Below are 26,150 nucleotides of genomic sequence, written 5' to 3'. Positions count from 1 at the left end.
TTACTCTGCCGCGCCAGGAGCCAGAACCGAAGGCGCGGCTACCTTCCCCTCATCATGTATGAGCGCTTTTAGCCGGTGCAAGCGCAAAGCATTAGAGAGGACAAAAACACTGGAGAGCGCCATGGCCCCCGCCGCCAATGCAGGCGACAAAAGAGGTCCACCAAAGGGGTAAAGCAAACCAGCCGCCACCGGGATCAGTAGCACATTGTAGCCAAAGGCCCATCCGAGGTTCTGGCGGATATTACGCATGGTGGCACGGCTAACTGTGAGCGCGTTCAACACACCGCGCAAGTCACCCGAAACCAGCACCACATCAGCGGCCTCGATTGCCACATCGGTGCCCGTTCCTATAGCAATGCCGGTCTCTGCCGCCGCCAAAGCCGGGGCATCGTTCAACCCGTCGCCGACAAAACCCAGCGGTCCGAATTCCGCCCGCAGACTGTTGATCGCCGTAACCTTGTCGCCCGGCAGGCATTCTGCGCGCACTGCGTCGATGCCAAGACGTGTCGCAATGGCCTCAGCCGTTCCCTGTGCATCTCCGGTGATCATGGCGACCTTCAACCCCTGAGATTGCAGCAGTCGGATGGCTTCAGGCGTTCCGGGTTTCAAGGGGTCGGCAACCGCAAGCGCGGCCGCTGCCTCGCCGTTGATGGCCACGTAGAACGGGGTTTCGCCGTTCTCGGCCCAGTCTTTGCCCTGTTGTTCCAGCTCTGCAAATTCGACCTGCTCACGGCGCATCAACCGGGCCGCGCCAATCAGAACCTCCTGCCCCTCAACGCTGGCCCGCACGCCAAAGCCTGGGATGGCTTCGACGTTCTCGGCCTGGGGCAGGTTCCTGCCCGCCGCGGCAACCAAAGCGCGGGCAATGGGATGCTCCGATTGCGCCTCCGCTGCGCCAACCAGGCGCAAGACCGCCTCGCGTTCAAAACCCGCTGCCGCCTGGAAACCCGTCAAAGCCGGATGCCCCTGTGTTAGGGTCCCAGTCTTGTCGAGTGCCACCACCTTGACCTCTTGCAGGCGCTGCAACGCGTCCCCCTTGCGGAACAAAACGCCCATCTGCGCGGCCCGTCCAATCCCGACCATGATCGAAGTTGGCGTGGCCAGACCCATAGCGCAGGGGCAGGCAATGATCAGGACCGCAACCCCAGCGACCAGCGCCAAAGGCAGTGCAGGCGCGGGCCCCAGCACCAGCCAGGACACGACGGTTAGCGCGGCCACCGCCATCACTGCCGGAACGAACCAGAGCGTGATCCGGTCCACCAGCCCCTGCACAGGCAGCTTGGCTCCCTGGGCCTGCTCCACCATCTGGATGATCTGTGCCAAGGCGGTCTCATGGCCGACACGAGTGGCGCGGAATTCCAGCACTCCGGCGCCATTCACCGTCCCGGCAGAGACTTCCGCACCTTTTTCCTTGGCAACGGGAATGGGCTCACCGCTGAGCATGCTTTCATCCACATAGGACGAGCCGGAAAGGACCACTCCGTCCACCGCGATCCGCTCTCCCGGGCGCACCCGCAACAGATCCCCGGCAATGATCTGATCCACCGCGGTTTCAACCGCTTCCTCCCCGCGCAAAAGCCAGGCCGTTTTGGGCCGCAGCCCCGCCAGCTTGCGGATTGCAGCACCGGTGCGGCCTTTGGCGCGTGCTTCCAAGAGGCGCCCGGTCAGGATCAGCACCACGATGACGACGGCGGCCTCGTAATAGACATTGGCCGTGCCCGCTGGCAGCATGTTGGGCGCAAAGGTCGAGACCAGTGAGAACCCATAGGCTGCCGAAGTGCCCAGCGCGACGAGAGCATTCATATCCGGGGCACCGCGCAGCAGGGCTGGAAAGCCCTTTTGATAGAATTGCCGCCCCGGCCAGGCCAGAACCAGTGTGGTCAGGGCAAACTGAAAAAGATAGCTGCTCTGCTGGCCGATATTGGCCATGACCCAATGGTGCAAGACGGGCACCATATGCCCTCCCATCTCGATCACAAACACCGGCAGTGTGAGCAAACCGGCAATCAGCACTTGCCGTTTGAGCGCTTGGATTTCATCCGCCTTACGTTGACTGGCCTGCTCTGCCGCATCCGCTTCATGCCCGTGCAGTATAGCCGGGTATCCCGCAGCAGCACCTGCCGCAACAAAATCCGCGCCCCTTGCTGCTCCGGTCAAATAGTGGATCTCTGCCCGTTCCGAAGCCAGGTTGACTTCGGCAGAGACAACACCGGGCACCGCTTGCAATGCGGCCTCAGCACGGCCCACACAAGAGGCACAGCTCAGCCCCTCTATGTTCAGGGTCAGACTGGTGATCGCTGCGGGGTAGCCAGCCTGAGCCAATGCCTCCGTCATTTTTGACACCGGAAGATCTGAAGGGGCTTCTACCACAGCCCGCGCATTTGCGAGGTTCACAGAGGCGCTCTGCACGCCTTCGACTGCAGCCAGCGCTCGCTCGGCGCGGCCTGCGCAACCCGCACAGTTTAACCCAGTCACTTGCAATGTTATTTGATGCTGTTCCACTACGCATTTCCCAGAAGTCATCCTTGCCTTCACCGGATATGGGGCTTCCAGTGAGGGGAAGGTCAAGGCGTTCTTTTTCGCTTTCTTGCAAAAGTTTTTTCGAAACAATGGATAGGCTCTGCCTAACTCCTTTGGCTTTGTTTCAGGTCAATTGGCCGGAACGCGCCATTTTACGTCGCTTTTGTCGCCTGCAACAAAAAGAGTAAAAAGGAAGGTAAAAAGGCAAGGCTTGCCTCATGAGTTTGGCGAATGTAACGCTAGGCAGGCCCGGACCCGGGTATTTGATTTTCAGCCACTTCTGGTCGCTGGAAACCGGGCGGGACAAGAATTTCAGGAGATGCGCTGCCCAGGAGCAGCCTCTCTGACAACAGGACGAAGGACCGCGAATATGATGCGCACACGTGCAGCCGTAGCCGTTGCTCCGGGCAAACCGCTCGAAGTGATGGAAGTGAACCTCGAAGGCCCAAAAGCGGGCGAGGTTCTGGTGGAAATCAAGGCAACAGGCCTGTGCCACACCGATGAGTTTACCCGTTCTGGCGATGATCCAGAGGGCATCTTCCCGGCGATCCTGGGCCACGAGGGCGCAGGTGTAGTGGTCGAAGTGGGCGAGGGCGTAACCAGCCTGGAAGTGGGCGATCACGTGATCCCGCTCTACACGCCCGAGTGCCGTGAGTGCGAATACTGCCTCAACCCCAAAACCAACCTCTGCCAGTCGATCCGTTCGACGCAGGGCCAGGGCCTCTTGCCCGACGGTTCCACCCGTTTCTCCATGCTGGATGGCACGCCAATTCATCACTACATGGGCTGCTCAACCTTCGCCAACCACACGGTGGTACCGGAAATCGCGTTGGCCAAGGTGCGCAAGGACGCGCCATTTGACAAGATCTGCTACATCGGTTGCGGCGTCACCACCGGCATTGGTGCGGTGATCAACACCGCCAAGGTGGAGATCGGTTCCACCGCTGTGGTCTTTGGTCTGGGCGGCATTGGCCTCAACGTGATCCAGGGCCTGAAACTGGCTGGTGCCGACCAGATCGTTGGTGTCGACCTAAACCCTGGCAAAGTGGAAATGGCGACCCATTTCGGCATGACCCATTTTGTGAACCCCGCAGAGGTTGAGGGCGATCTGGTCGCCCATCTGGTTGAGCTGACCGGCGGCGGCGCGGATTACACCTTTGACGCCACCGGCAACGTCAACGTCATGCGCACTGCGCTGGAATGCGCGCACAAGGGCTGGGGGGAGAGCATCATCATCGGTGTGGCGCCAGCAGGTGCCGAGATCTCCACCCGCCCCTTCCAGCTGGTCACCGGCCGTTCCTGGCGCGGCACCGCCTTTGGTGGCGCTTCGGGCCGCACCGACGTGCCGAAAATTGTTGATTGGTACATGGACGGCAAGATCGAGATCGACCCGATGATCACCCACAAGCTGACCCTGGACGAGATCAACGAAGGCTTCCACCTGATGCACGAGGGCAAATCCATCCGCGCAGTGGTGGAATTCTAAGCCAAGTGCTGAATACCTAAAACGATTTGCGTTTGAAGTCCGGCCCGGCTCATGGGCCGGGCAGCGCCTGACCTTCCCCGCGGGAAGGCGCTCTGCACCTTCCCAAGGTCAGCCGCCACCCTTGCACTTCCTCGCAAGCGTTTCAGTTTACTTTGACGAGGCTCTAGCCCACTCCAATCTGACAAGAATTAGGAAGGCGCGGCCGAATTGGTCCGCGCCTTTCCGTTGCAACCAACCGCCTTGCCGGGAGTAGGCTATCCCACGATCATCAGCTCTTTTGGAAACTGCGTGAGGCTGCGATACCCCTCTTCGGTGATCAAAATGTCATCTTCGATACGCACACCGAATTTGTCCAGGGCATAGAGGCCTGGCTCATTGGTATAGACGGTTCCGGCTGGTAAGACCTGATGATTTCCGCGCATCACATAGGGGGCTTCATGCACCTCGCGCCCCAACCCGTGGCCAGTTTTGGTCTTGATGCGATCCGCAAAGGGCGAGGCCTCCAGTACGCCGGTTACCGCATCGTCAATCTCATGCGCGGTTACGCCTGCACGGGTGATGTCCAGCCCGGCCTGATTGGCACGCAGCACAGTTTCATAAACCGCGCGCCCCTCCTCGCTGACGCTGCCAACAAAGACCGTGCGGGTTATATCGGCGCAAAAACCGTTTTTTCTAGCACCAAAATCAAAGAGCAGCGCATCGCCATCCTGGATCTGGTAGTCGCTGCGCGCATGGGCATGGGGCCGCGCTGAGTTATCCCCTGCGGCCACGATGGGCGAAAAGGCCAGATCATCCGCCCCTTCGGCAAAGAGCGCCTGGATAAGAGCCGCCTCAATCTGTTTTTCGGTCTGACCAATCTCAACCTGCCTCAGAACCGCGTGCAACGCACGCTCTGAAATAGTGATCGCCGCCTCCATCGCAGCGATATCGGCTGCCGTTTTGATCATACGCAGGCCAGAGATCTCTCGCTCCGCGTCCAGGATCTCCAACTCCGGCAGTGCCTGTTTGAACGCGTGATGCACAAAGACCCGCATCACCTGCCCCTCAACCGCGATGCGCTTCAGGGGCAGGTGCCGGGCCAGATCCGCAAAGGCCTGTCCATACCCATCCTGATCCCGCCAATCAAACACGGCACCTTCAAAACCAACCAACTGCCAGGAACCCAATTCCAGATTGGGAACAATGGCAGCGGGTGCGCCATTTGCAGGTATGACTACAACAAAAGGGCGTTCATGGCTCATAAAGCTATGCCCAAGCGCGCGGGTGAAATTGGGGCCGGGAACCAATGCCAGCCCATCAACCTGCAGCGCTGCGACCAATTCTTGGTACTCTTTTAGACACCCAGTCATCCGATCTTCCCTTTGCTCAACCCTCGCCCTTCGCAGGGCATCATGCGAATATTGTATCCAATTTCACCACTTGGGTGTCAATCAGGCTAAGCTCCGTCGGAAACCGGGTTGAAAATATCCTCCCCCGGGGGATACATAGACTATGTCAGCTTCTCACGCACACCAGTCCCATCCGCGCATTTCTGCTCGCTTAAAGCGGGCAAATGGCCATTTGAAACGTGTCATCAGCATGATTGACGAAGGGCGGCCATGTTCCGAAATCGCGCAGCAAATGCACGCGGTTGAGAAGGCCATAACCAATGCCAAGCGTGAGTTGATCCTCGATCATATTGACCATTGTCTTGAAGGCAACCAGGCGGAGCAGCCGCGCAACACCCAAGCTTTCAAAGATATTGCGAGGTACCTCTGAGACATGTTTGCGATCCTCAGAAACCGGGCGTTTCGCCATATGTTTGCGGCCCAGATCATCGCTATTACCGGCACTGGGCTGGCAACTGTGGCACTGGGTCTTATTGCCTATGATCTAGCGGGAGCGGATGCGGCCCTGGTTCTAGGCATCGCCCTGACCATCAAGATGGTCAGCTATGTCACTATCGCTCCGATCGCGGCGGCCCTTGCGACGCAATACCCGCGTCGAACTTGGCTGGTCACCCTGGACGTGATCCGTGCCCTGGTGGCGCTGGCCCTGCCCTTTGTCACCGAGATCTGGCAAATCTACGTATTGATCTTCCTGATGCAGGCTTCCTCTGCCGGGTTCACGCCTGCGTTTCAGGCCACAATTCCGGATTTGTTGCCGAAGGAAGAGGACTACACCAAGGCCCTGTCCCTTTCGCGACTAGCCTTTGATATCGAAAGTCTGCTGTCACCGACACTGGCGGCGATCCTCCTCACACTAGTTGCCGCAGATTCCCTGTTTTTTGGCACTGCATTTGGCTTTGTCGCCTCTGCCCTCCTGGTGGTCTCCGTTGCGCTTCCCTCTCCCAAACCCAGCAAACGGCTTGGGTTTTATGACCGGACCACATTGGGCATCCGGATCTATCTGAAAACTCCCCGCCTGCGCGGGTTGCTGGGACTGTCTGCCGTGGCGGCGGCAATCAGCTCCATCGTGATCATCAATACCGTGGTCATTTTGCGGGCGGAGCTTGGCCAAAGCGAGGACATGGTCGCCTTGGCGCTGGCCTGCTTTGGCGGCGGTTCCATGCTCGCAGCCTTTACCCTGCCAAAACTGCTAGAACTTTTTTCTGATCGCCCCGTGATGCTCGCCGGGGCCGCAATTGCCATCTCCGCACAACTGGGTGTTTCTGTTTCCTCCTGGGTCTCAGGGGCGTCGTTAGCGGCAGTATTGTTGGGATGGTTCCTCTCTGGTCTTGGCTATTCCACCATCCTCACCCCCTCAGGTCGCCTGCTAAAGCGTTCCGCCCGCGCAGAGGACCGCCCAGCGGTTTTTGCAGCACAGTTCACCCTGTCCCATGGATGCTGGTTGATCACCTATCCACTGGCAGGATGGAGCATGAGCCACCTTGGTATGGTCCCGTCCCTTCTGGTTTTGACCGGGGTTGCCACGCTTGGGTTGATCTATGCGATACGGGCATGGCCCAGTCATGATTCGGAAGTCCGCGGACATAGCCATCCGGATCTACCAGCGGACCATCCCCATCTACTGGCCCATAAAAAAGAGGGCATGGCCGGAACTCCTTCCAACCATGCCCATGAATTTATCATCGATGACCTACATCAGGAATTTCCCCCTGATAAAGGTCAGGCCTAGCTTTCTGCTGAAACCTCTACCGCATCCAGAACCACCTCATAGCCCCAGAGGCGGCGCAAGTGTTTTAGGACCTCCTCCCGGTTCTCTTCTTCCAGGTGGATCCCGTCACGAACCGTATGGGTGAGGATCAGTTTGCGATCACCACGCAGATCCGCATCGCTGACCTGAATATCCGGCTCCAGATAGGCCAGGTCATACTGATGTGCCAGGGCACGGCGGATCGCCTTATAGCCAGCCCGATTATGGATCTGACTTACAACCATGTCTTTCTGGTTGGCATTATCCGTCAGGGCAAAAAGCTTGAACTTGCGCATCAGATTTGGCGAGAGATACTGCTGGATAAAGCTCTCATCCCGATAGTTGGCCCAGGCATCTCGCAAAACCGCACGCCAATCCTCATGGCCCGCAATATCCGGGAACCATTCTCGGTCCTCATCAGTGGGCTCTTCGCAGATACGCTTGATATCCATCATCATGGCAAAGCCCAGCGCATAGGGGTTGATGCCTGAATAACGCGGATCATCATATTCCGGCTGCAGGACCACATTGGTGTGGCTATGCATCATCTCCATATAAGAGCCTTCGGTTATCCGCCCCTGCTCAAACAGCTTGTTGATGATGTAGTAATGCACAAAGGTCGCGCAGCCCTCATTCATGACCTTGGTCTGTTTCTGCGGGTAGAAATACTGCGCCAGGACCCTGACGATACGCAGGATTTCCTTTTGCCAGGGCTCCAGCACCGGGCTGTGCTTCTCCAGAAAATAAAGGATATTCTCCTGCGGCAGGTTCATCTGCTTGCGGCGCTGGCTATAGGGTTCTTCCGAACGCTCTGCGTCCTTGTCCCGTCCCAGAGTCGCATCGGTCCAGATATCCAACAGGCTGCGGCTGCTTTCATAGCCGTCCCTCACTTTTTGCATCGCCATCAGCTCTTCGGTGGTGGGCTTTGGCGGTCGACCATAGCGAAAGACTCCCTGGGTCTGCAGGGCATGGGCCGCATCTAGAATTTCCTCAACCGCATCAAGCCCATATCGCTCCTCGCAGGCCGAGATGTAGTTTTTGGCAAAGGCCAGATAGTCATGGATGCCATCCGCATCAGTCCATTGCAAAAACAGATAGTTGTTCTTGAAGAAGTGATTATGCCCAAAGGCCGCATGCGCCATCACCAATGTCTGCATCGACATGGTGTTTTCTTCCATGTTGTAGCTGATGCAGGGGTTTGAGTTGATCACGATCTCATAGGCGAGACCCTGACGACCGGTGCGGTAGAGCGCCTCGTCCCGCGCAAAATGCTTACCAAAGGACCAGTGTTGATACATCAGCGGCAGGCCGACGCAGGAATAGGCATCCAGCATCTGCTCAGCCGAGATGATCTCAATCTGGTTCTGGTAGACATTCAACCCCAGATCTTCGAGAGCGATTTGCTCTATTGCATCCCGAGCCTTCTCAAGCAGAGGGAATGTCCACTCGGGACCATCATACAACAGGGGTGTACCTGGTTTTGCATCAAGCATTCTGCCCTCCCTTTACCCGTGGCAGGAAGAATTCCCTGAAGATCGGGTAGATATGCGCCGGATGTGAGACCCGCTGCATTTCAAAATGCGGCGCCTGCTCTTTTACCTGACGGTAGTTCTGCCAAAGATCTTCACCCTCTTCGGGGTTTGAGAGCAGCGTCTCGGCACTTTCTTCGACGATTTCCATATAGGCGTAGTATTGGCAGACCGGCAGCAAATCATTCAGCAAGAGGTCTCGGCAACGTGCCGAGTCATTGCCAAAATTCTCCCCATCTGAGGCCTGCGCCCCATAGATGTTCCACTCATCCGGTGGATAGCGCTCATCGATGACTTCTTTCATCTTGTCCAGCGCAGTGGACACTATGGTACCGCCGGTTTCACGGGCGTAGAAGAAAGTCTCTTCGTCCACCTCCTGCGCGTGGTGGGTGTGGCGGATAAAGACCAGTTCCGTGTGCTCGTAGCAGCGCGACAGGAAGAGATGTAGCAAGAGGAAGAACCGCTTACCCAGATCCTTTTCCCGTTCCTGCATCGAGCCGGAGACATCCATCAGGCAGAAGACAACCGCACGAGAGTTGCGGATCTTCTCGGGTACAAAGGTATCATACCGCAGATCTAGCGGATCGATATAGCCAACCACCTTGCGTTTACGGTGCAACAGATCCAGTTTCTTACGCAGCTCTTCCAGCTGTTCTTCCTGCTTCTTTGTACGTTTGTCCAGCGCTTCCAGCTCTGCGACTTTTGCTTCCAGCTCCGCCTCCTCCTGCGCCGAAGGACGGCGTAACGCGATACGACGGCCCAAGGAATTGCGCATGGTGCGCACCAGGTTGAGGTTATTGGGCGTGCCCGCGGTCGTGAGGCCTGCGCGGCGGGTTCCGATGGTCTCTGTCTCGACCATACTTTTTTCCACCAGATCCGGCAGCTCCAGCCCGTCAAACAGGATCTCAAGGTATTCATCGCGGGTTAGGGTAAAGGAAAACTCATCCTCGCCATCCCCCTCTTCCGAAGCCTGTTTGCCGCCCTGCCCGGCACCGCCCTGCGGTTTCGGGATGGTATCGCCGACAACAAAATCCTTGTTTCCCGGCAGCACATATTGGCGATTTCCACCTTTGGAGCCATGGAAAAACCTTGGCTCTTTCAATCCCTTGGACGGGATTGTAACTTTTTCTCCGTCGGCGGGAACTCCATCACCATCCTGGATAGATTTGTCCCGCACCGACCGGTCAACGCGCTCCTTGATATTTTCCCGGGCACGTCGCAGGAACCGTTGCCGGTTCCCATGACTTTTACCCTTTGGGTTGGAGCGCCTGTCGATGAATTGATGCATCTTGTTCAGCGCCTCTTGTTACCCGGCCTTGTTGACCCGCATGTACCATTCCACCAGACGGCGGACTTGACGGTCTGTGTAGCCATGACTGCGCATACGCTCGACAAACTCTTGGTGTTTACTTTCCGTTTTGCTGTCCTTCTTGGACCCAAAGGAAATCACCGGAAGCAGCTCTTCGACCTGACTGAACATATGCTTTTCGATCACATCGCGCAGCTTTTCATACGAATTCCAGGCCGGGTTCGAACCAGTATTGGCCCGATGCCGCAGCGCAAATTTGACCACCTCGTTGCGGAAATCCTTGGGGTTGGCGATGCCAACAGGCTTTTCGATTTTCGAAAGCTCCGCATCCAGTACTTCACGATCATAAAGCTGGCCGGTATCCGGATCCTTATAGTCCTGCTCTTCGATCCAAGCATCCGCATAAGAGATATAACGGTCAAAGACGTTCTGGCCATATTCCGTATAGCTCTCCAGATAGGCTTTCTGGATTTCATTGCCGATGAATTCCTCATAGCGTGGTGCCAGATCCGACTTGATGAACTCAAGGTACTTGGCCTCGGTCTCAGCCGGGAACTGCTCACGCTTGATCATCTGCTCCAGCACATACATCAGGTGCACGGGATCTGCGGCGACCTCTTCGGTATCAAAGTTGAAGGTCGAGGACAGAACCTTAAAGGCAAAGCGGGTGGAGATCCCGTTCATACCCTCGTCCACGCCAGCGCGATCCTGATATTCTTGGACTGTTTTGGCCTTTGGATCCGTGTCTTTCAGGCTTTCACCGTCATAGACCCGCATTTTGGAATAGAGGTTTGAGTTTTCATGCGGTTTGAGCCGGGTCAGAACCGAGAAACGGCTCAGCACTTTCAGAGTTTCCGGAGCGCATGGCGCCTCTGCCAGCTCTGAATGCTGGATAAGCTTGTCATAGATCTGTGCCTCATCGCTGACACGCAGGCAATAGGGCACTTTGACGATGGAAACCCGGTCGATAAAGGCCTCGTTGTTCTTATTGTTCTTGAAGGCCTGCCATTCACTTTCATTGGAATGCGCTAGGACCAGACCGTTGAAGGGGATAGCACCAAAGCTCTCGGTCCCCATGTAATTGCCTTCTTGGGTTGCCGTCAGCAGCGGATGCAACATCTTGATCGGTGCTTTAAACATCTCGACAAATTCCAAGATGCCCTGATTTGCGCGGTTCAACCCGCCAGAGAAAGAATAGGCATCCGGGTTATCCTGGCTGAAATGCTCCAGCTGGCGAATGTCAACCTTACCTACCAGGGTCGAGATATCCTGATTGTTCTCATCTCCGGGCTCCACCTTGGCGACACCAGTGCGACGCAGGCGGGAGGGATAGAGCCGTACAACATTGAATTTGCTGATGTCTCCGTCAAATTCATCCAGGCGCTGGACCGCCCATGGCGACATAAGGCCCGGCAGACGATGGCGGGCAATGCCATATTCCTCTTCCAGGATCTTGCCCATTTTATCTGGATCAAACAGACCAAGTGGGCTCTCAAAGATCGGAGAGAGCTGATCCCCTGCCTTGAGAACATAAATCGGCTGATCTTCGATGAGGCGCTTTAGCTGCTCGGCCAGAGAGGATTTACCGCCGCCTACCGGTCCTAAAAGATAGAGGATCTGCTTGCGTTCTTCCAAACCCTGGGCGGCATGGCGGAAGTAGCCCACGATACGTTCAATCGTATCTTCCATACCATAGAAGTCTTTGAAGGCACTGTAGCGTTTGACCGTCCTATTCTGAAAGATCGGCCCCAATCGGGCGTCCTTGGAGGTATCAATGAGCTCTTCTTCACCGATTGCCTTGAGCATACGTTCCGCGACATTCGCGTACATGCTCGGATCATCTCGACAGGCAATGAGATAGTCCTGCAGGGACATCTCCTGCTCGCGCGCCTGACCGTACTGCTCTACAAAAATCTCGGCAATGTCTTTCATTGGGGTCTAGCCTCCTGGTTTGTTACGCCCATCCTCCTGGCGGTAAGACAACGCGCACAGACAGAGAGCGCCCAGTACGTGGGCCAATAAAGATGTCCGCGTTGGTATTTGGTTCTTGAATTCTGCTCTTCGACGCCATTACGCTGGCAACCGGTTTCCGCTCTTCAGAGGCGGATCTGTCCCGGCATTCCTAGTGTTCAGGCGCCGATCATTTTTCTGATAGTTTACACTATTTTCGTCATTCATACTATGTAGAACTGGTGTATTTTTAATTAATTGCCATGCAGTTCGACTAAAATTTTTCTCACAGCACCTTAAAATGAATGTGATGGGCTGAGGTTTCTTTGCGATCATGGCCCTCCATTTTACGTATCCATGGCCTTAGATCTGTGCATGCCGGTGCTGTCGCCTAACTTGGTGCAGAATTCCCCGTTCAACCTGTTGGAGCAGGCAGCGCTCAGGATGCGCCCCAAAGCATGTATCCAAGCAAAACACAGGCCTGCATCGGTAGGGGCTGCCAAAATTTTGCCATACTTCCACTCCGAAAGATGGCCACCGTTAACCCTTCGTTAGCAAAATATGGCAGACCGGGCAGAAAGGGGGTCCTGTGGAAAACCTGCGGCAAACAAGACACTATGCGATGCAATTCATCCACAGGCCTGATCGCGTCGGGGTAGACATTTGATTCAAATTCGACGCATTATACCCACAATGTGGCCGCAAAGAACGGCCGTTGGGCAAATAGAACAGGCATCAAACCACCGCAAAGGAGTGCAGCTTCTTTGTGCGGTTTAGAAGTGAGCGGCAAAAATGAGTATTGTTAGATTTATCACCCGCGATTTGTCGGGAACGACACATCAAAGCACTTTCCCTGAGGGCTCCCCCTCTCTCCTTAATACGTCCCATGCGAAAGATATCTCGCTGAACCTCAGCGCCTCGGATATCGACAGCTATGTCCGGCGCGGCAGTGATCTGCATCTAGTTCTTGCAGATGGTCAGATCCTCGTTCTGCAAAACTACTTCAGTCAAGGCACGCCCGGTGGCAAAAACCTGTTCCTGAGTGAAGAAGGCAACTTTGTTGAGGTTGTTCTGGAGGACAAAGCCGAGGGGGTTCTCTTTGCAAGCTACGAGCCTCTTGATCTCTCCGGCAAATGGAGCGCCTACGATGAGATGGTTTTCCTCGACGTAGATCGAATTGAACCGGTTATCGCGCCTCTGGTGGCCCCCGCGCTTGGTGGGCTGGGTGCAGCTGGCGCCGCAGCAGGTCTTGCTGGCGCTGCGGTAATTGCTGGCAGCGGCGGCGGGGGAGATGGCAGTGGCGGCACTGGCGGCGGCGGTGGCACTGGTGGCGGCGGCACTGGCGGTTCGATCACGCCTACTGTTGATGACCCGGATGCGACCCACCCTGTTGGCGGCTCAACCACCGACCCCGTGACGATCACCGGAACCGGCACCCCTGGCGGCACTGTGGTGATCGACCTTGGTGGCACAACAGGAACCGGCACCGTAGGCGATGACGGAACTTGGGAAGTCACTTTCCCTGTCACCGATCTGCCCGCCGATGGCAGCTATGATACAAGCGTTACCGTGACCGATCCTGATGGCACCGCTACTGATTTGGATGGGCCTTCGGTTGTGATCGACACAACCCCACCTGATCTGGAAGTTACCAGCGGAACGCAATCGACTGGCGATCTGGTGAATGGCGACGGACATTCCTCTGGGACAGTCATCAGCGGCACTGGTGAAGCTGGGGCTTCTGTCAGCGTTGTCATCTCTGGCACCACTCAGACCACAACGGTGGCGGATGATGGTACCTGGTCAGTCACATTCGACTCCGGTGCGATTGCCACTGGCGAATATGAAACCGATATCGCCATCACGACCACTGATAGTTTTGGCAACAGCAACAGCTACACCGAAGTTCTGGTGGTAGATACCATTGCGCCAGCCATCGGCATTTCAACGGTTGAAGGCGACGACACGATTAATCTGTCCGAAGCCTCCGATGGGGTGACCCTCACCGGAACAGGTGAAGCTGGTGCATCAATCTCCGTTTCTTTCCAAGGCATTACCCGAACAACCACGGTAGCGGATGATGGCAGCTGGTCCATCGACTACGAGGCCTCGGAAATTGCTGCCGGGACCTATGACAGCACGATCGAAGTGACTTCGACAGATGCGGCTGGCAACAGCTCAACCGAAAGCCATACGATCCAGATCGACACCGAAACCAATGTAGCGATCGACAGTGGTCTTGCGGGGGGCGACAATATCGTCTCCGGTGCAGAAGCAACCGCTGGCGTGACCCTGACCGGTAGCGCCGAAGCTGGTGCCACTGTTGTGGTGGAAGTCGAAGGTGTAACGCGCACCACGACCGCAGGGTCTGATGGCCGCTGGGAAGTGACCTATGAAGCGGGCTCGCTCAGTGCTGGTGAATATAATACCACCGTCAATGTCACTGCGACCGATACAGCTGGCAACACCGCCACAACCTCGACGGCTCTGCAGATCGATACCGTTGCCGGTACTGTTGCCCTCTCTCCCGATCCCATCGAAATCGATGACGTAATCAACGCTGTAGAGCGCGCGGACGGTGTTGAAATCAGCGGCACGGCTACACCAGGCATGACGGTGACCGTAACACTTGGCGGTGCATCCAGCCTTGCAGTGGCAGATGCCTCCGGCAATTGGAGCACGACCTTTGATGCCGCCGACATCCCCGAGGGCACCAGCTCCTTGGATATTACAGCGTCCATCACCGATTCCGCCGGCAATACTGCCAGCGTCTCAGATACCGTGGCGCTCGATACCGAGGTTGACCCGCTAACACTCGATAGTTCGGCAATCGAAGGCGATAACATCGTCTCTGCCAGCGAAAGAGCTGACGGCGTTACCTTGACAGGCACGGTTGAGCCCGGCTCCACCGTGGAGGTGGCACTTGGCGCAGAGACCGCGACTGCCACAGTAGATGCTCTGGGCAACTGGCGGGTTACTTTTGACGCTGCTGACATTCCAGAAGGCAGCTACGATTCCGCAATTTTGGTCACTGCGACTGACGCTGCTGGCAACACCAGCACCGTGAGCCATAGCCTTGAAATCGATACCGAAGTATCGCCCTTCACCGCTGAGGCCAACCAAACTGCAGACGACCATGTGAACCTGGAAGAACTGACATCCGGTGTCACCCTCCAGGGCACTGTTGAGCCTGGCTCAACCGTAATCGTTACTGTTGAGGGTGTAGCCAAAACCGCAACGGTCGATGCCAGCGGCAATTGGAGCGCAACCTTTGACGCCTCCGACCTGCCCGAAGGAGAATACACCGCGGATGCAACCATTGTTGCGACGGACCCCGTTGGTAACTCCAGCACCATCAGCGAGAGTTTTGACGTCGATACGACTTACGAGACACCTTCTCTGGACTCGATCACGATCTCCAGCGGTGACGTGCGCGAGATTGGCATCGATGGTGTCGATGACAGCTATACAGTCGGCACGCTCGAAGGCGACGGCAGCGTTGGCACCCCATCCGCGACCGTTGCTGAGGATAGCGGGATAACCGAAATTGATTTCGACACCCCCATCCCGGATGGAACTGATCTGGTGATCACCGGCACAGATGATGCGGGCAACAACTCCAGCATGCTCTTGGTTCTGGAAGATGACGCCACCAATGCCGGAACTCTGGATCATGCAGGTCTCAGCGGCTTCAATATTGATGAAATCGACCTCGGTTATGCTGCAAATGTCTCTCTGACCTTAACCGAAGCGGATATTCGGGCCCTGTCGAACAACTCGGACACCCTGACAATCCACGGCGGCGACAATGACGACACGCTGACTGTCACAGGTGCATCCCACACCGGCACCCGCAGCGTCGATGGGCAGACATACAATGTCTATACCGTTGGCGACGACGGCACGACTCTGGTTGTTGATCAAGACGTCAACGTCATCATCTGATCATGATCAGTCGGCTGGACTGCCCTATTTGGCGCGGCCCGGCCCAACCACAAGCCTGAAAAACAAGGCGAGGGGGCAGTATGCATTTGGCACGACCCATAGGCGCAATAGCACTTCTGTGCGGCCTTTCGGCCTGCACAGACAGCGTGCCGTTTCTGAACAGCACCTCCAGCAGCGAGACCGGAGTCACACGCCGGGTCAGCAATTTTTCACAGCCAGATGTCGAAAATGCCTCTCCCGTTATCTCAGCGCTGATGGACCGCCGCTCCCTTCTGGAAGAAGGCAGTATTTTTGACGAAGTTGGCCAGGCCGCAGTTGCGGCTTCGGCACGAGCGGCAGAGGCGGAACTGATCAGCGCCAAACTGCGTGCAGAGGCCAAATCAAAAAACTGGCTTCCCAGCATCGGCCCCTCAGTGAGCTTGACCGATCTGGGTGACCTCGTCGCGGGGCTGTTGATCGAACAGGTTTTGTTTGACAATGGACGACGCAAGGCCGAACGCGATTTTGCCGCCGCCGATGTTGAAGTCGCCGCCGTCAACCTCTCCATTGATATGAATGAGAGGGTTGAAGCGGCTGTTGGGCTCTATGTCACTGGTCTGCGAGGCGAAGAGAAAGCCGCCTACAGTTCACGCGCGCTCAAACAGATGCAGGAATTCCGCCGCATCGTCAGTGGCCGGGTCGAAGGTGGCCTTTCGGATCAATCCGACCTCAACGTGGTCGACAGTAAGATCAATGGCATGCGCAATGCCCGGATGACCGCGCAGGATGCAGCCGCAACCGCGCGCGCGGAACTGCGCGCCATGACGGGCCAGGACTTTACCTCTCAGCCTGGCAAGCTGGATCTCGGCACCCCGCCACAAGAGGCCCAGTACCTATCGATCGTGCAAACGCAGTCCATGGCCAATCGCAATGTGGCCGAGGCCAAGATCAGTCGCGCGGGCCTCTTGCCGCAGATCGCGGCCGCGGGATCCGTCACCAACGATGGATCCGGCGCGGGCCTGACACTGAACATGGCGGAACCTCTGGGCTTTGGAACACCTGCGGCACTCCGCGCTATCGAAGCTACCAAAGAAGCCGCGCGCCGACAGGTCGGAGAAGCGGAGGAAGACGCAAGGCGAGATTACTCTCGCAAAATCCAGCGTCTCGCCTCCTTCCAGCGCCAGGTCGGAGAGACCGCATCCCTCGCCCGGACCAGCCAGGAGACCTATCGATTGTTCAAGGCGCAGTTCGAAGCGGGACAACGCCCGGTCATGGATGTGGTTTCAATCTATGAAGAACTGGTGCGCCGCAAACAGGATCATATTGATGCGAAATACGAAGTTGTGCTGACCCAGCTGGAGTTGGCGCGCGACATGGGGCTGCTAGCCGATGGGGACAAGATTTGACCGACACAACCGCCAGCCGCCCCCCCGGAAGCCGCCCGCTTGCCAAGAAGAAGACCGCTCGTCCAAGTCTGCGCGCGGTTCCTACACCCGCCCCCGCGACGGATAGGACCCTGAGCAGCAACAGTGCGTCTGAGATCACCACGCCCACTTCGAGCGCGCAAATCATCGATGCCCCCTCCAAAGCCGTCCAGATCGAAGGCGAAGGACGAGAGGTTGGCTCTCTGATTGAGGGCGCTTCGGCACGCATTCAGCATCGTGCCACGCTCATCTCAACCCTTGCCTCGCTTAAAGGTACAGACACCCAGAGTGGCGATATTGCCACCTATATGTGGAACAACAATCCTGGCGACACCTCCCCCAACAGCCTTGCACAGGCGCTCTCCTCCACAGGTTTGCAGGTGAAACTGCAAAAGCAGGCAGAGTTTTCCGCCAGCGACTGGCCTGCACTGGCACTGATGAAAGGCGGCCAATGCGTTCTGGTTCTGGGGCAGGACGTGGACCGGATCATGGTCTATGATACCACTTGCCCAGGAAATCGGGCAGAGGTGCCCCTGGCAGAGTTTCAGCCCTTTTATGCCGGCGAATTGATCACCGCGCGCCCTTCGCTAAAGCAGATGGCGGCGCGGCACACGCCACAAATCGACAGCGATCACTGGTTTTGGGGCGAGTTCCCAAAGTACCGCCGTCAGGTGGGCGAGATCATGCTGGGCTCGCTCGTGGCCAATATTCTTGCCGTTTCCGTGGCTCTCTTTTCGCTCCAGGTCTATGATCGAGTAGTTCCCCACCAATCCCACGCCACACTCTGGGTCTTGGCCGTTGGCGCCTTTCTCGCAATCATGCTGGAGGTGTTGCTAAAGGTGGCGCGTGCGCGCCTGACCGATGCCGCCGGACGTCAGATCGAGCTCTCAGTCCAACACAATCTGATGCGTCGCCTCATCGGTATGCGCTCGGACAAGAAGCCCCTGCCCCCCTCCGGCCTCTTTGCGGCCATGCGGGATTTCGGCGCTGTGCGGGAGTTCTTTACTTCCTCCACCATCTCCACCCTAGCGGACATTCCCTTCATTGCGGTCTTCTTGCTGCTGGTCGCTTCGATCGCGGGTCCGATCGTTTGGGTCATTGTCGTTGGCGGTATATTGATGCTGCTGCCTGCCTATTTCCTGCAACGCAAGATGATCGCACTGACGCGTCAAACCCAGGGCGCCAATGCGAAGGCTGGTCGTCTTTTGCATGAGGTGATCACCGAGCTGGACACAGTGAAGACACAGCGCGGCGAAGATCGGGTCATGCGGATGTGGGATGAGCTGAATACGCTCTCCTCCCATTCCTCGACAGAGCAACGCCGTCTTTCCAGCGCCCTGACCTTCTGGTCCCAGGGGGTACAGCAGGCAACCTATATCACCGCAGTTGTCCTGGGCACGCTAATGGTCTTTGCCGGTGACTTCACCGTCGGCACCATCATCGCCACAGGTATTCTGACCAGCCGGACACTGGCCCCGCTCACCCAATTTGCCGCCACGCTGGCGCGCTGGAGCAACGTGAAGGGCGCCCTGGAAGGGCTAGAGGCCATCGCCAAATCCCCACAGGAGATGGAAGCCGAGCGCAGCTATCTGCGCCGTGAGCAGCTGCAGGGTCGCTTTGAACTGCGCGAAGTGGTCTTTCGCTATGAAGATGATGCGGCACCAACGCTGGACGTCCCAGGTGTCGCTGTGACACCCGGCCAGCGGGTTGCGGTGCTGGGCGTCAATGGCTCGGGCAAGTCCACACTGCTCAAACTCCTCTCTGGTCTCTATGCACCGGACAGCGGTCGCATCATGGTCGATGGCACTGATATGAGCCAGATCGACCCTCGAGATCTGCGCCGCAATATCGGTTACCTCAGCCAGGATGTGCGCCTTTTTGCTGGCTCCCTGCGCGATAACCTTAACCTGAACCAGTTGGAGCGTGATGACGGCCGCCTGATGTCCGCGTTGGATTTTGCCGGTCTTGGCGCCTATGTGCGTGGCCATCACAAAGGGCTGGATCTGGACATTGGCGACGGCGGCGGCGGCTTGTCCATCGGCCAGCGTCAATCCATTGGCTGGGCCCGGCTCTGGCTCCAGAACCCCTCGGTGGTGCTTCTGGATGAGCCCACGGCAGCACTGGATCAGACGCTGGAACGCACACTGGTGAGCCGCTTGGAAACCTGGCTGCAAGGCCGCACAGCGGTTATTGCCACCCATAGGATGCCTATCCTGTCGCTGACCAACCGGACCCTGATCCTCCAGGATGGTCGCATGGTTGTTGATGGCCCACGCGACAAAGTCCTGGCCCATCTTGCAGCAGGAGAAGGCGAATGACAGCTTCAGCCGCGCATTACGACCTCGCCGAAAGCGCCCGTGGCGCCAGCCGCATCATCTATCTGGTCGGAGCAGCCCTGCTGATCTTCCTGGGCTGGGCGGCTTTTGCTTCGGTGGATGAGATCGTGCGCGGCGAGGGTGAAGTTGTTTCCTCCTCTCGGGCGCAGATCGTTCAGAACCTTGAAGGGGGTATTCTGGCAGAGCTTTATGTGCGCCAGGGTGACGAGGTCGAAGCCGGTCAAGTTCTTGCAAAGCTCCAGGATACCAAGTTTCGCACCGCTGCGGATGAGCTGCAGGACCAGATCGACGCTTTGGAAATCAAGCAATTCCGCCTCGAAGCCGAAATGGATGGCGCCTACAAGTTTGAGGTCTCCCCAGAACTGGCCGCTCGCTCCTCTGAAATCCTGGCCTCAGAACGCGCGCTGCTTTCTGCCCGCCAAAGTGATTTCACCAGCCGTCGTGACAGCGCCCGGAAAATTCTGGACCAGCTGAATGATGAGCTGGCGAATATGCAAAGCCTCTACAAACAGAACATTGTTGCACTGATAGAGGTGAACCGCGCTCAGAAGGCTGCTACAGACGCGCAGGCCAAATATAACGAAATCGGAACCCAGACCGAACTTGAACTGGCCGAGGAGTATTCGGAGACGCTGCGGGAACTGGCTTCTTTGCGTCAGGATCAGCATCTTGCGCTGGACCAGTTGCATCGTACCGTGATCACCTCCCCCATGTCCGGCATCGTCAATAGCCTAGCGGTCACCACTATTGGTGGCGTCATTCGCCCCGGTGAAGAGATCTTTGAGATCATTCCCATGGGCGAAGAGCTCTTTGTGGAAGCGCGGGTCAACCCCAAGGATATTGCCAGCGTACAACGCGGGCAGGATGCCACGATCAAACTCTCGGCCTATGATTACACCATCTATGGCTCTTTGATGGGTAAGGTAGACTTTGTCTCTGCAGATACTTTTGAAGATGAGCGCAACCCCCGCGCCGAACCCTATTACAAAGTAACCGTTCGCGTTGATCGCGGTAGCCTTACCGAACGCCAGCAAAATATCGAAGTGCGCCCAGGGATGCGCGCAACAGCCGAATTGCAAACCGGCTCCAAAACCGTTCTGAATTATCTGCTGAAACCGCTCTACAAATCCCGCGAGGCCTTCCGGGAACCATGAGGCTGGATTTAACTATAGAAACCGTCCCTGCCATTCTAGCAAGGGACGGTCGGGAAAACGCCGACAGGAGTGGGCGTTGCCAATTCTACGTTTTCTCACCCGGCGATTTGCATCAGCCGCCACAGCGAGGAATCCAAAGCGGTTCCAATCGAAACACGCCTGTTCCCCATGGCTGCTTTCGACGAAATCACCGAAACCAATCTAGGCACGCGACCCGGTACAACTTCCAGAATTGGCGCACCGGAAGCACCGTAGTCGACTCGACAAGACGTAACCAATGTCGTTCTTTGCTTGGCCAGAACCTGACAGCTACGCTCCAAGTTCGGACGTGTGGCATGGTTGTAATTGTAGGACAGCACACCCACGCTATCCCCTCGCGCCGCATTCCATGCCATCGCCAGCGGTTGGATTTGGCTGGAACTGATCGGTCTTGCCAGTTTCAGCACCGCGATGTCGCTGCCAAGTTGCGAGTTTCCGGATCGTCGGAACTCATACCCTGGGTGCACAACCGCCTTGGAAACCTGGCGTGCAGCCTTAGCGCGGCGCCCCACCAGGCCCGCTTCGAATTTTATTGTCGTCGGATCAACCGCACGTCCGGATGCCGGATCAAACAGGCAATGGGCCGCGGTCAAAACAAGATTTGGCGCAATCAAGGATCCCGTACACATATTGCGTCCGGAGATATTCAAACGTCCAACCGCTTCCCACCCAGGTAGCGACCGAACATTTGAACGCGGCTCTTCCGCCCTTGCGCCACCGGGCATGCCTGTCAACAGACATGCCGCGGCTGCAGCAAGTAGTCGTTTCATCTTCCACTCCAATTTCCCACGCTTGCATCGTTGTTCAGGCGTGCGGCTGGAATGGGGCCCAATCTTGCTCTTGATTGACGAAATGATGAACAGAATGTGACGTAGTTAACAATCCACTAACCCCCCGGTTATTGATACCCAAGAATGCTCTAAAAACGGGGGGAAAGGCCACAAATCCTTAAGGTTATTCCGACATTTTTTTTCAAACACCTGTAAATTCGTGTATTTTTTGAGGCCTGAGGATGGCTGGAAGGCGCATTGAAAGGAAATTTTCATGAGTTTGAGGCCGAAGCTCATCGCATTCTCCCGCAATTGTGACCAGAATCAGTCACAATTCTCGTTGTTCCTCCCCCTCACCTCACCCTGATCTAAGGCTCTTTTGCCAGAACAGGCGGTCCTTGCCCCTATCTGCCCCATTTCGATCGCAACAGCGGGCAAGGTCTTCTTCATCTTTCTAAACAGCTCTCATCTCGCGCAAAAAAGCGCTCTGCTTACTCGGCCGCAGCTCCAATGCAATCAGCAGCTGTACCTAGCTTTCGAAAAATCATCGCAAAGAAGAGCGCGAGTTAAGGCAAGAGAAATCTTTCAAAAGTTGAAATCCATCATCAAGGGTCCATGCACGGGGCCTAGCTCACTTGACCTAAACCAGATTGCGAACGCTGAGGAACACAACGTGAAAGTCATCGGATCCATGAAATTGGCGCAAAAGCTGCCTTTGCTTGTTGTTGGCACGGCTATTGTTCTGGCCCTACTCATGACGGCTGTTAGCACGCTCTATTACAGAAATAGCGTCGAAGAAGAGACTGAGGTCTTCCTCGATGCGATCACGAGCGAACGAAGCCATGCGCTGAAACGGTATCTCGAAGGGGTCAACGCAAGCATTGTTACTTTGGCGGCGATGGCCTCCACGTCTGATGCAATCAAAAAGTTCGAACAGGCTTGGGCCGAAACTCCGGGAGATGTTGGGGCTACGCTGCGCAGAAACTATATTGAGGACAATCCCGAAGCCATCGGTGAAAAGCACCTATTAATGCGCGCACCCGGGGACAATGCCTATAATAGTGCTCATGCGGAATTCCACCCTGGCTTTATCTCGGTCATTGATAATCTCGGCTACTACGACGCCTTCCTCATCGATCTACAAGGCAACATCATCTATAGTGTCTTCAAAGAGCTCGACTATGGAACAAATCTGCAAGATGGAACCTATGCGGACTCTGGCCTCGGCGAGGCCTTCAGGTCGGCTCTGCAAGAGGCCTCCGGAAGTGTCCTATACTCGGAAATCTCGCCATATGCACCCAGTAGCGATGCTCCCGCTGGCTTTGCAGCTACCCCGGTACCCAATGCCAAAGGAGAGATTGTTGGCATCCTGGCGCTTCAGTTTCCACTCGATCATATCTCCAGCATCATCAATACAGAGAACTCAGCCTTTGAATCGCTCAATGTTTACCTCGTGGGCTCTGATCGCAAGGCGCGCACCGCATCGCGCGTAGGAGGCAAACAGGAAGTCCTGCAACAAATGCCATCCCTGCCTCAGATCGAAGCGGCCTTCGTTAGTGATGGTGGACATTTTGTCGAAACCGAAGATATGGAAGGCACCCCGGTCGTTGCCGCGTCCTCCTCCGTCAAGTTCGGCATCTTCCGCTGGGCAGTCGTCGCGGAAATCTCCAGAGAAGAAATTCTGGCACCCGCAGAAAAGCAACAGAAGATCATGGCCTTTATCGGCTTGGGCGCGGCGGTTCTCTTCTCTGTTGTGGGCTGGATCTTTGCGGGGACACTCACCCGTCCGATTGAACAGATCTGTCTTCGAATGGAATCCATCGCCTCTGGCCGATATGATGTAAAAGTCGAAGCCGCAGAGCGTGGCGATGAGATTGGCCTGATCGCGCAGACTCTATTGCGTATGAAATCCGATCTGCTGCGCGCGCGAGAGGCCAATGAAAGGCGTGAGGAATCCCAGCAAGAGCAAGAACTTGTGGTCACGCATCTGAGCCGCGGCCTAAAAGACCTGGCAGATGGTGATTTCTCGCGCCCACTGACAGTGACCTTTCCCGGCGACCATGACATTCTGCGCAAGCATTTCAACCAAACTCAGGAAACCCTTAGAAAGACGGTTCTAGACGTGGTTGGCACCGCAGAGAGCATCTCGCGCGGAAGTGAAGCGATCAACCGCGGCTCGGAAGACTTGTCTGAACGGACCAGCAGCCAAGCAGCAACCTTGGAAGAGACTGCGGCGGCTATGGATGAGCTCACCAGCAGCGTACAATCAACGGCGACAACGGCGCGCGGAGTTGAAGAAACAATGCTTGAGGCAAAATCGGAGGCCGAAGACAGCGGAGCGATTGTCAAACGTGCGGTTGAGGCCATGACTGGCATCGAAGAGTCATCAGACCAAATCAACCATATCATTGGTGTGATTGACGACATTGCGTTCCAGACCAATTTGTTGGCGCTGAACGCCGGCGTCGAAGCCGCAAGAGCGGGGGAGACCGGCAAGGGGTTTGCAGTTGTTGCCTCAGAGGTCCGTGCCCTAGCCCAACGTTCTTCGGATGCAGCGTTAGAGATCAAGACCCTCATTGGAGATTCCTCGCGACAGGTAGCCAGTGGAGTGACCCTGGTCGGCGACACCGGGCATGCATTGGAGAAAATCGTGAACCGGATCGGAGAGATTTCGCAGATGGTTTCCAACATTGCGGAGAGTGCAGCCGAGCAATCCAATGGCCTGAATGAAATCAACACCGGTGTTACCCATTTGGACAGTGTCACGCAGCGGAATGCCGCAATGGTGGAAGAGACCACAGCCGCCAGCAAAATGCTGAACAACGATGCAGAAACCCTGTCTCGGCTGGTTTCTCATTTCAAAACGGGGGCCAATTGGTCCGGTGGTCCGGCCTTAAACGTGCAAAAAGCCTCCTGAACTATATCTGAGGGCGCAGTTGCGGCCCCCCTAAGATCGCGACCGCCTTCTGAGTTATAACACACTGAAACAAAGCCATAAACACCTCCCCTCCCTTGGCTCTCGACTATCTAGGAAAGCCGTCGAGAAAGGTTAAAAGGTGTTAAGAAACCACATCCTCGCCCAAGAATCGCCGAAATCAAAGGGTCAACTGCAGGTCAAGCTCGGCGAAAGAGCGGCCAGAGATTGATCAGAGTTTTGAAAGACAGGCGACCAAATGCAACTATCGGTAGTCATACCTTGCTATAACGAAGAAGAGGCCATTCCATTGATGGTCGAGCGTCTCACTGCAGCGGTCGAGCCTTGGAAAAACTCTGCCGAGATCATTCTTGTCGATGATGGCTCTTCTGATTCAACATGGGAAGCAATTGAAGACGCGCATACCTTGAACCCCATGGTTCGGGGCCTCAGACTATCCGCCAATCGCGGTCACCAAGTTGCCCTGACCGCAGGGCTGGAGGCCGCCAAAGGTGAACGGATCTTTATGCTGGACGCGGATCTACAGGACCCGCCGGAACTCCTGCCTGACATGATGAAGATCATGGATCAGAATTTTGACGTGGTTTATGGCCGCCGGGCCAAGCGGGATGGTGAGACCCTGTTCAAGAAGGTGTCAGCCTGGGGGTTCTATCGCTTTTTGAACGCTATGTCGGATGTTCCGATCCCAAAAGATACCGGTGATTTCCGACTCGTGAGCCGTCAAGCCCTGGATGCGGTTCTGGCCATGCCGGAACGCAGCCGCTTCATCCGTGGGATGTTTGCCTGGGCTGGATATCGCCAGGTCGCGATTGAGTATAATCGAGATCCCCGTATCGCAGGCGAAACCAAGTATCCCCTGCGCGCGATGCTACGGTTTGCGACGGATGCACTGACCGGGTTTTCAACAAAGCCCCTCAAGATTGCGACACGTCTCTCCTTCCTGAGCCTCGCGGTAACCGCCTTGATGGCGATCTATGTATTTGGCTCCTTGATCATGTTTAGCACCGCCCCCGGTTGGGCCTCGGTGGTACTGGCAATGTCGTTCTTCTCGGGCGTGCAGCTGCTGACGCTAGGCATCATGGGGGAGTATATTGGCAGGCTATACATGGAAGCGAAACAGCGGCCGCTTTACTTTCTGTCACAGGAAACTCTGCCGGGGGTCGTGAGCCCGCCGCCAGAGGCTGATCCGCACAAACTGCGGGATCTACGCCCGGCAACCAGCCGGAGACGCGCATGACCTCTCCTGGTGAGATTGGGCGACTTATGCGCTTTGCCTTGGTTGGCGGAGGGGTGGCCTTTTACTATGTAACCACCTTTGCACTCTTGCAAATGTGGGGATTGGGGGAGCTGTCGGCCAATGGCATCGCCTTCACCTCAGCAATCTGTGTGCAATATGTCGGCCAAACCCTTTTTACCTTTCGCCAACCCCTGGCGGAAATCAGTCAAGTGATGCGCTTTACGGCGACCATTTGCTTTGGGTTCACCCTCTCGACCCTCCTGACCGGCCTAATCGGTCCCAACTTGGGGTGGAGCGGCTGGTTCAGCGCAGCCCTAGCGGCGGTCATCCTGCCGGTCCAGAATTTCATCATTTTCCGGCTCTGGGTTTACTCAGACGCAACGGCCTAAGAAAGCAGAGAGC

General features: G+C 56.5%; 16 protein-coding genes. 10 read left to right on the top strand and 6 right to left on the bottom strand.

Annotated features, from left to right (window positions below; genetic code table 11):
- Entirely contained in the window at positions 1 to 2,523 is a 2,523-nt protein-coding gene (locus RSK20926_RS02980) for a heavy metal translocating P-type ATPase (RefSeq protein WP_037253604.1), read from the bottom strand.
- Positions 2,524 to 2,893: 370 nt separating this feature from the next.
- Here RSK20926_RS02980 and RSK20926_RS02975 point away from each other — a divergent pair, with 370 nt between their 5' ends.
- The gene (locus RSK20926_RS02975; RefSeq protein WP_008204292.1) at positions 2,894 to 4,006 is read left to right on the top strand and encodes an S-(hydroxymethyl)glutathione dehydrogenase/class III alcohol dehydrogenase; all 1,113 of its coding nucleotides are present in this window, start codon (positions 2,894 to 2,896) and stop codon (positions 4,004 to 4,006) included.
- A 254-nt stretch (positions 4,007 to 4,260) separates the two neighbouring features.
- Here the strand turns inward: RSK20926_RS02975 and RSK20926_RS02970 are convergent, their stop codons facing one another.
- Positions 4,261 to 5,355 (bottom strand): M24 family metallopeptidase, encoded by a 1,095-nt coding sequence (locus tag RSK20926_RS02970; RefSeq protein ID WP_008204291.1) that lies wholly within the window; start codon positions 5,353 to 5,355, stop codon positions 4,261 to 4,263.
- A 142-nt stretch (positions 5,356 to 5,497) separates the two neighbouring features.
- Between RSK20926_RS02970 and RSK20926_RS22345 the strand changes: the two genes are divergently transcribed.
- Positions 5,498 to 5,764, top strand: coding sequence for a metal-sensing transcriptional repressor (locus tag RSK20926_RS22345; RefSeq protein WP_083805715.1), 267 nt, complete (start codon positions 5,498 to 5,500; stop codon positions 5,762 to 5,764).
- A gap of 3 nt (positions 5,765 to 5,767) precedes the next feature.
- Positions 5,768 to 7,123, top strand: coding sequence for an MFS transporter (locus RSK20926_RS02960; RefSeq protein WP_037253361.1), 1,356 nt, complete (start codon positions 5,768 to 5,770; stop codon positions 7,121 to 7,123).
- On the opposite strand, the gene RSK20926_RS02955 is transcribed toward RSK20926_RS02960, so the two are convergent.
- The 3 genes from RSK20926_RS02955 to RSK20926_RS02945 are packed head-to-tail and all read right to left on the bottom strand — an operon-like array spanning position 7,120 to position 11,911.
- Complete coding sequence (locus RSK20926_RS02955; protein ID WP_008204288.1) at positions 7,120 to 8,634, bottom strand: SpoVR family protein; 1,515 nt, start codon at positions 8,632 to 8,634, stop codon at positions 7,120 to 7,122. The two genes, RSK20926_RS02960 and RSK20926_RS02955, sit on opposite strands and share 4 nt — an antisense overlap.
- Entirely contained in the window at positions 8,627 to 9,958 is a 1,332-nt protein-coding gene (locus RSK20926_RS02950) for a YeaH/YhbH family protein (RefSeq protein ID WP_008204287.1), read from the bottom strand. The genes RSK20926_RS02955 and RSK20926_RS02950 overlap by 8 nt, the downstream gene beginning before the upstream one ends.
- An 18-nt stretch (positions 9,959 to 9,976) precedes the next feature.
- Positions 9,977 to 11,911 (bottom strand): PrkA family serine protein kinase, encoded by a 1,935-nt coding sequence (locus tag RSK20926_RS02945; RefSeq protein ID WP_008204286.1) that lies wholly within the window; start codon positions 11,909 to 11,911, stop codon positions 9,977 to 9,979.
- A gap of 810 nt (positions 11,912 to 12,721) precedes the next feature.
- Between RSK20926_RS02945 and RSK20926_RS02940 the strand changes: the two genes are divergently transcribed.
- From RSK20926_RS02940 to RSK20926_RS02925, 4 genes are all read left to right on the top strand, one after another.
- The gene (locus RSK20926_RS02940; RefSeq protein ID WP_008204285.1) at positions 12,722 to 15,874 is read left to right on the top strand and encodes an Ig-like domain-containing protein; all 3,153 of its coding nucleotides are present in this window, start codon (positions 12,722 to 12,724) and stop codon (positions 15,872 to 15,874) included.
- A gap of 80 nt (positions 15,875 to 15,954) precedes the next feature.
- The gene (locus tag RSK20926_RS02935; RefSeq protein WP_037253358.1) at positions 15,955 to 17,259 is read left to right on the top strand and encodes a TolC family protein; all 1,305 of its coding nucleotides are present in this window, start codon (positions 15,955 to 15,957) and stop codon (positions 17,257 to 17,259) included.
- A gap of 191 nt (positions 17,260 to 17,450) precedes the next feature.
- Positions 17,451 to 19,595, top strand: a complete 2,145-nt coding sequence (locus RSK20926_RS02930) for an ATP-binding cassette domain-containing protein (RefSeq protein ID WP_232281840.1) — start codon at positions 17,451 to 17,453, stop codon at positions 19,593 to 19,595.
- Positions 19,592 to 20,767 (top strand): HlyD family type I secretion periplasmic adaptor subunit, encoded by a 1,176-nt coding sequence (locus RSK20926_RS02925; RefSeq protein WP_008204281.1) that lies wholly within the window; start codon positions 19,592 to 19,594, stop codon positions 20,765 to 20,767. Before RSK20926_RS02930 ends, RSK20926_RS02925 begins: the two co-directional genes overlap by 4 nt.
- Positions 20,768 to 20,862: 95 nt before the next feature.
- On the opposite strand, the gene RSK20926_RS02920 is transcribed toward RSK20926_RS02925, so the two are convergent.
- Positions 20,863 to 21,576: a trypsin-like serine peptidase gene (locus tag RSK20926_RS02920; protein ID WP_037253356.1), complete on the bottom strand. Its 714-nt coding sequence runs from the start codon at positions 21,574 to 21,576 to the stop codon at positions 20,863 to 20,865.
- 673 nt (positions 21,577 to 22,249) lie between these two features.
- Here RSK20926_RS02920 and RSK20926_RS02915 point away from each other — a divergent pair.
- The 3 genes from RSK20926_RS02915 (at position 22,250) to RSK20926_RS02905 (ending at position 26,137) form a co-directional block, all read left to right on the top strand.
- Positions 22,250 to 24,493, top strand: a complete 2,244-nt coding sequence (locus RSK20926_RS02915) for a methyl-accepting chemotaxis protein (RefSeq protein ID WP_157133020.1) — start codon at positions 22,250 to 22,252, stop codon at positions 24,491 to 24,493.
- Between the two features lie 256 nt (positions 24,494 to 24,749).
- Positions 24,750 to 25,748: a glycosyltransferase family 2 protein gene (locus RSK20926_RS02910; RefSeq protein WP_008204277.1), complete on the top strand. Its 999-nt coding sequence runs from the start codon at positions 24,750 to 24,752 to the stop codon at positions 25,746 to 25,748.
- On the top strand, positions 25,745 to 26,137 hold the full coding sequence (locus RSK20926_RS02905; RefSeq protein WP_008204276.1) for a GtrA family protein: 393 nt from the start codon (positions 25,745 to 25,747) through the stop codon (positions 26,135 to 26,137). The genes RSK20926_RS02910 and RSK20926_RS02905 overlap by 4 nt, the downstream gene beginning before the upstream one ends.
- Positions 26,138 to 26,150 lie beyond the last annotated feature (13 nt).

The organism is Roseobacter sp. SK209-2-6, from assembly GCF_000169455.1.
In the GTDB taxonomy this organism is placed as follows: Bacteria; Pseudomonadota; Alphaproteobacteria; order Rhodobacterales; family Rhodobacteraceae; genus Pseudophaeobacter.
The sequence above is the reverse complement of the archived record's forward strand: the minus strand, read 5'-3'. Positions and strand labels throughout refer to the sequence as shown.

Excerpts from the sequence above, each read along its gene's own strand:
- RSK20926_RS02950 (WP_008204287.1), bottom strand. The coding sequence starts at position 9,958 with ATGCATCAATTCATCGACAGGCGCTCCAACCCAAAGGGTAAAAGTCAT.
- RSK20926_RS02910 (WP_008204277.1), top strand. The coding sequence starts at position 24,750 with ATGCAACTATCGGTAGTCATACCTTGCTATAACGAAGAAGAGGCCATT.
- RSK20926_RS02940 (WP_008204285.1), top strand. The coding sequence starts at position 12,722 with ATGAGTATTGTTAGATTTATCACCCGCGATTTGTCGGGAACGACACAT.
- RSK20926_RS02935 (WP_037253358.1), top strand. The coding sequence starts at position 15,955 with ATGCATTTGGCACGACCCATAGGCGCAATAGCACTTCTGTGCGGCCTT.
- RSK20926_RS02945 (WP_008204286.1), bottom strand. The coding sequence starts at position 11,911 with ATGAAAGACATTGCCGAGATTTTTGTAGAGCAGTACGGTCAGGCGCGC.
- RSK20926_RS02960 (WP_037253361.1), top strand. The coding sequence starts at position 5,768 with ATGTTTGCGATCCTCAGAAACCGGGCGTTTCGCCATATGTTTGCGGCC.
- RSK20926_RS22345 (WP_083805715.1), top strand. The coding sequence starts at position 5,498 with ATGTCAGCTTCTCACGCACACCAGTCCCATCCGCGCATTTCTGCTCGC.
- RSK20926_RS02980 (WP_037253604.1), bottom strand. The coding sequence starts at position 2,523 with ATGACTTCTGGGAAATGCGTAGTGGAACAGCATCAAATAACATTGCAA.
- RSK20926_RS02975 (WP_008204292.1), top strand. The coding sequence starts at position 2,894 with ATGCGCACACGTGCAGCCGTAGCCGTTGCTCCGGGCAAACCGCTCGAA.
- RSK20926_RS02970 (WP_008204291.1), bottom strand. The coding sequence starts at position 5,355 with ATGACTGGGTGTCTAAAAGAGTACCAAGAATTGGTCGCAGCGCTGCAG.
- RSK20926_RS02905 (WP_008204276.1), top strand. The coding sequence starts at position 25,745 with ATGACCTCTCCTGGTGAGATTGGGCGACTTATGCGCTTTGCCTTGGTT.
- RSK20926_RS02925 (WP_008204281.1), top strand. The coding sequence starts at position 19,592 with ATGACAGCTTCAGCCGCGCATTACGACCTCGCCGAAAGCGCCCGTGGC.
- RSK20926_RS02955 (WP_008204288.1), bottom strand. The coding sequence starts at position 8,634 with ATGCTTGATGCAAAACCAGGTACACCCCTGTTGTATGATGGTCCCGAG.
- RSK20926_RS02920 (WP_037253356.1), bottom strand. The coding sequence starts at position 21,576 with ATGAAACGACTACTTGCTGCAGCCGCGGCATGTCTGTTGACAGGCATG.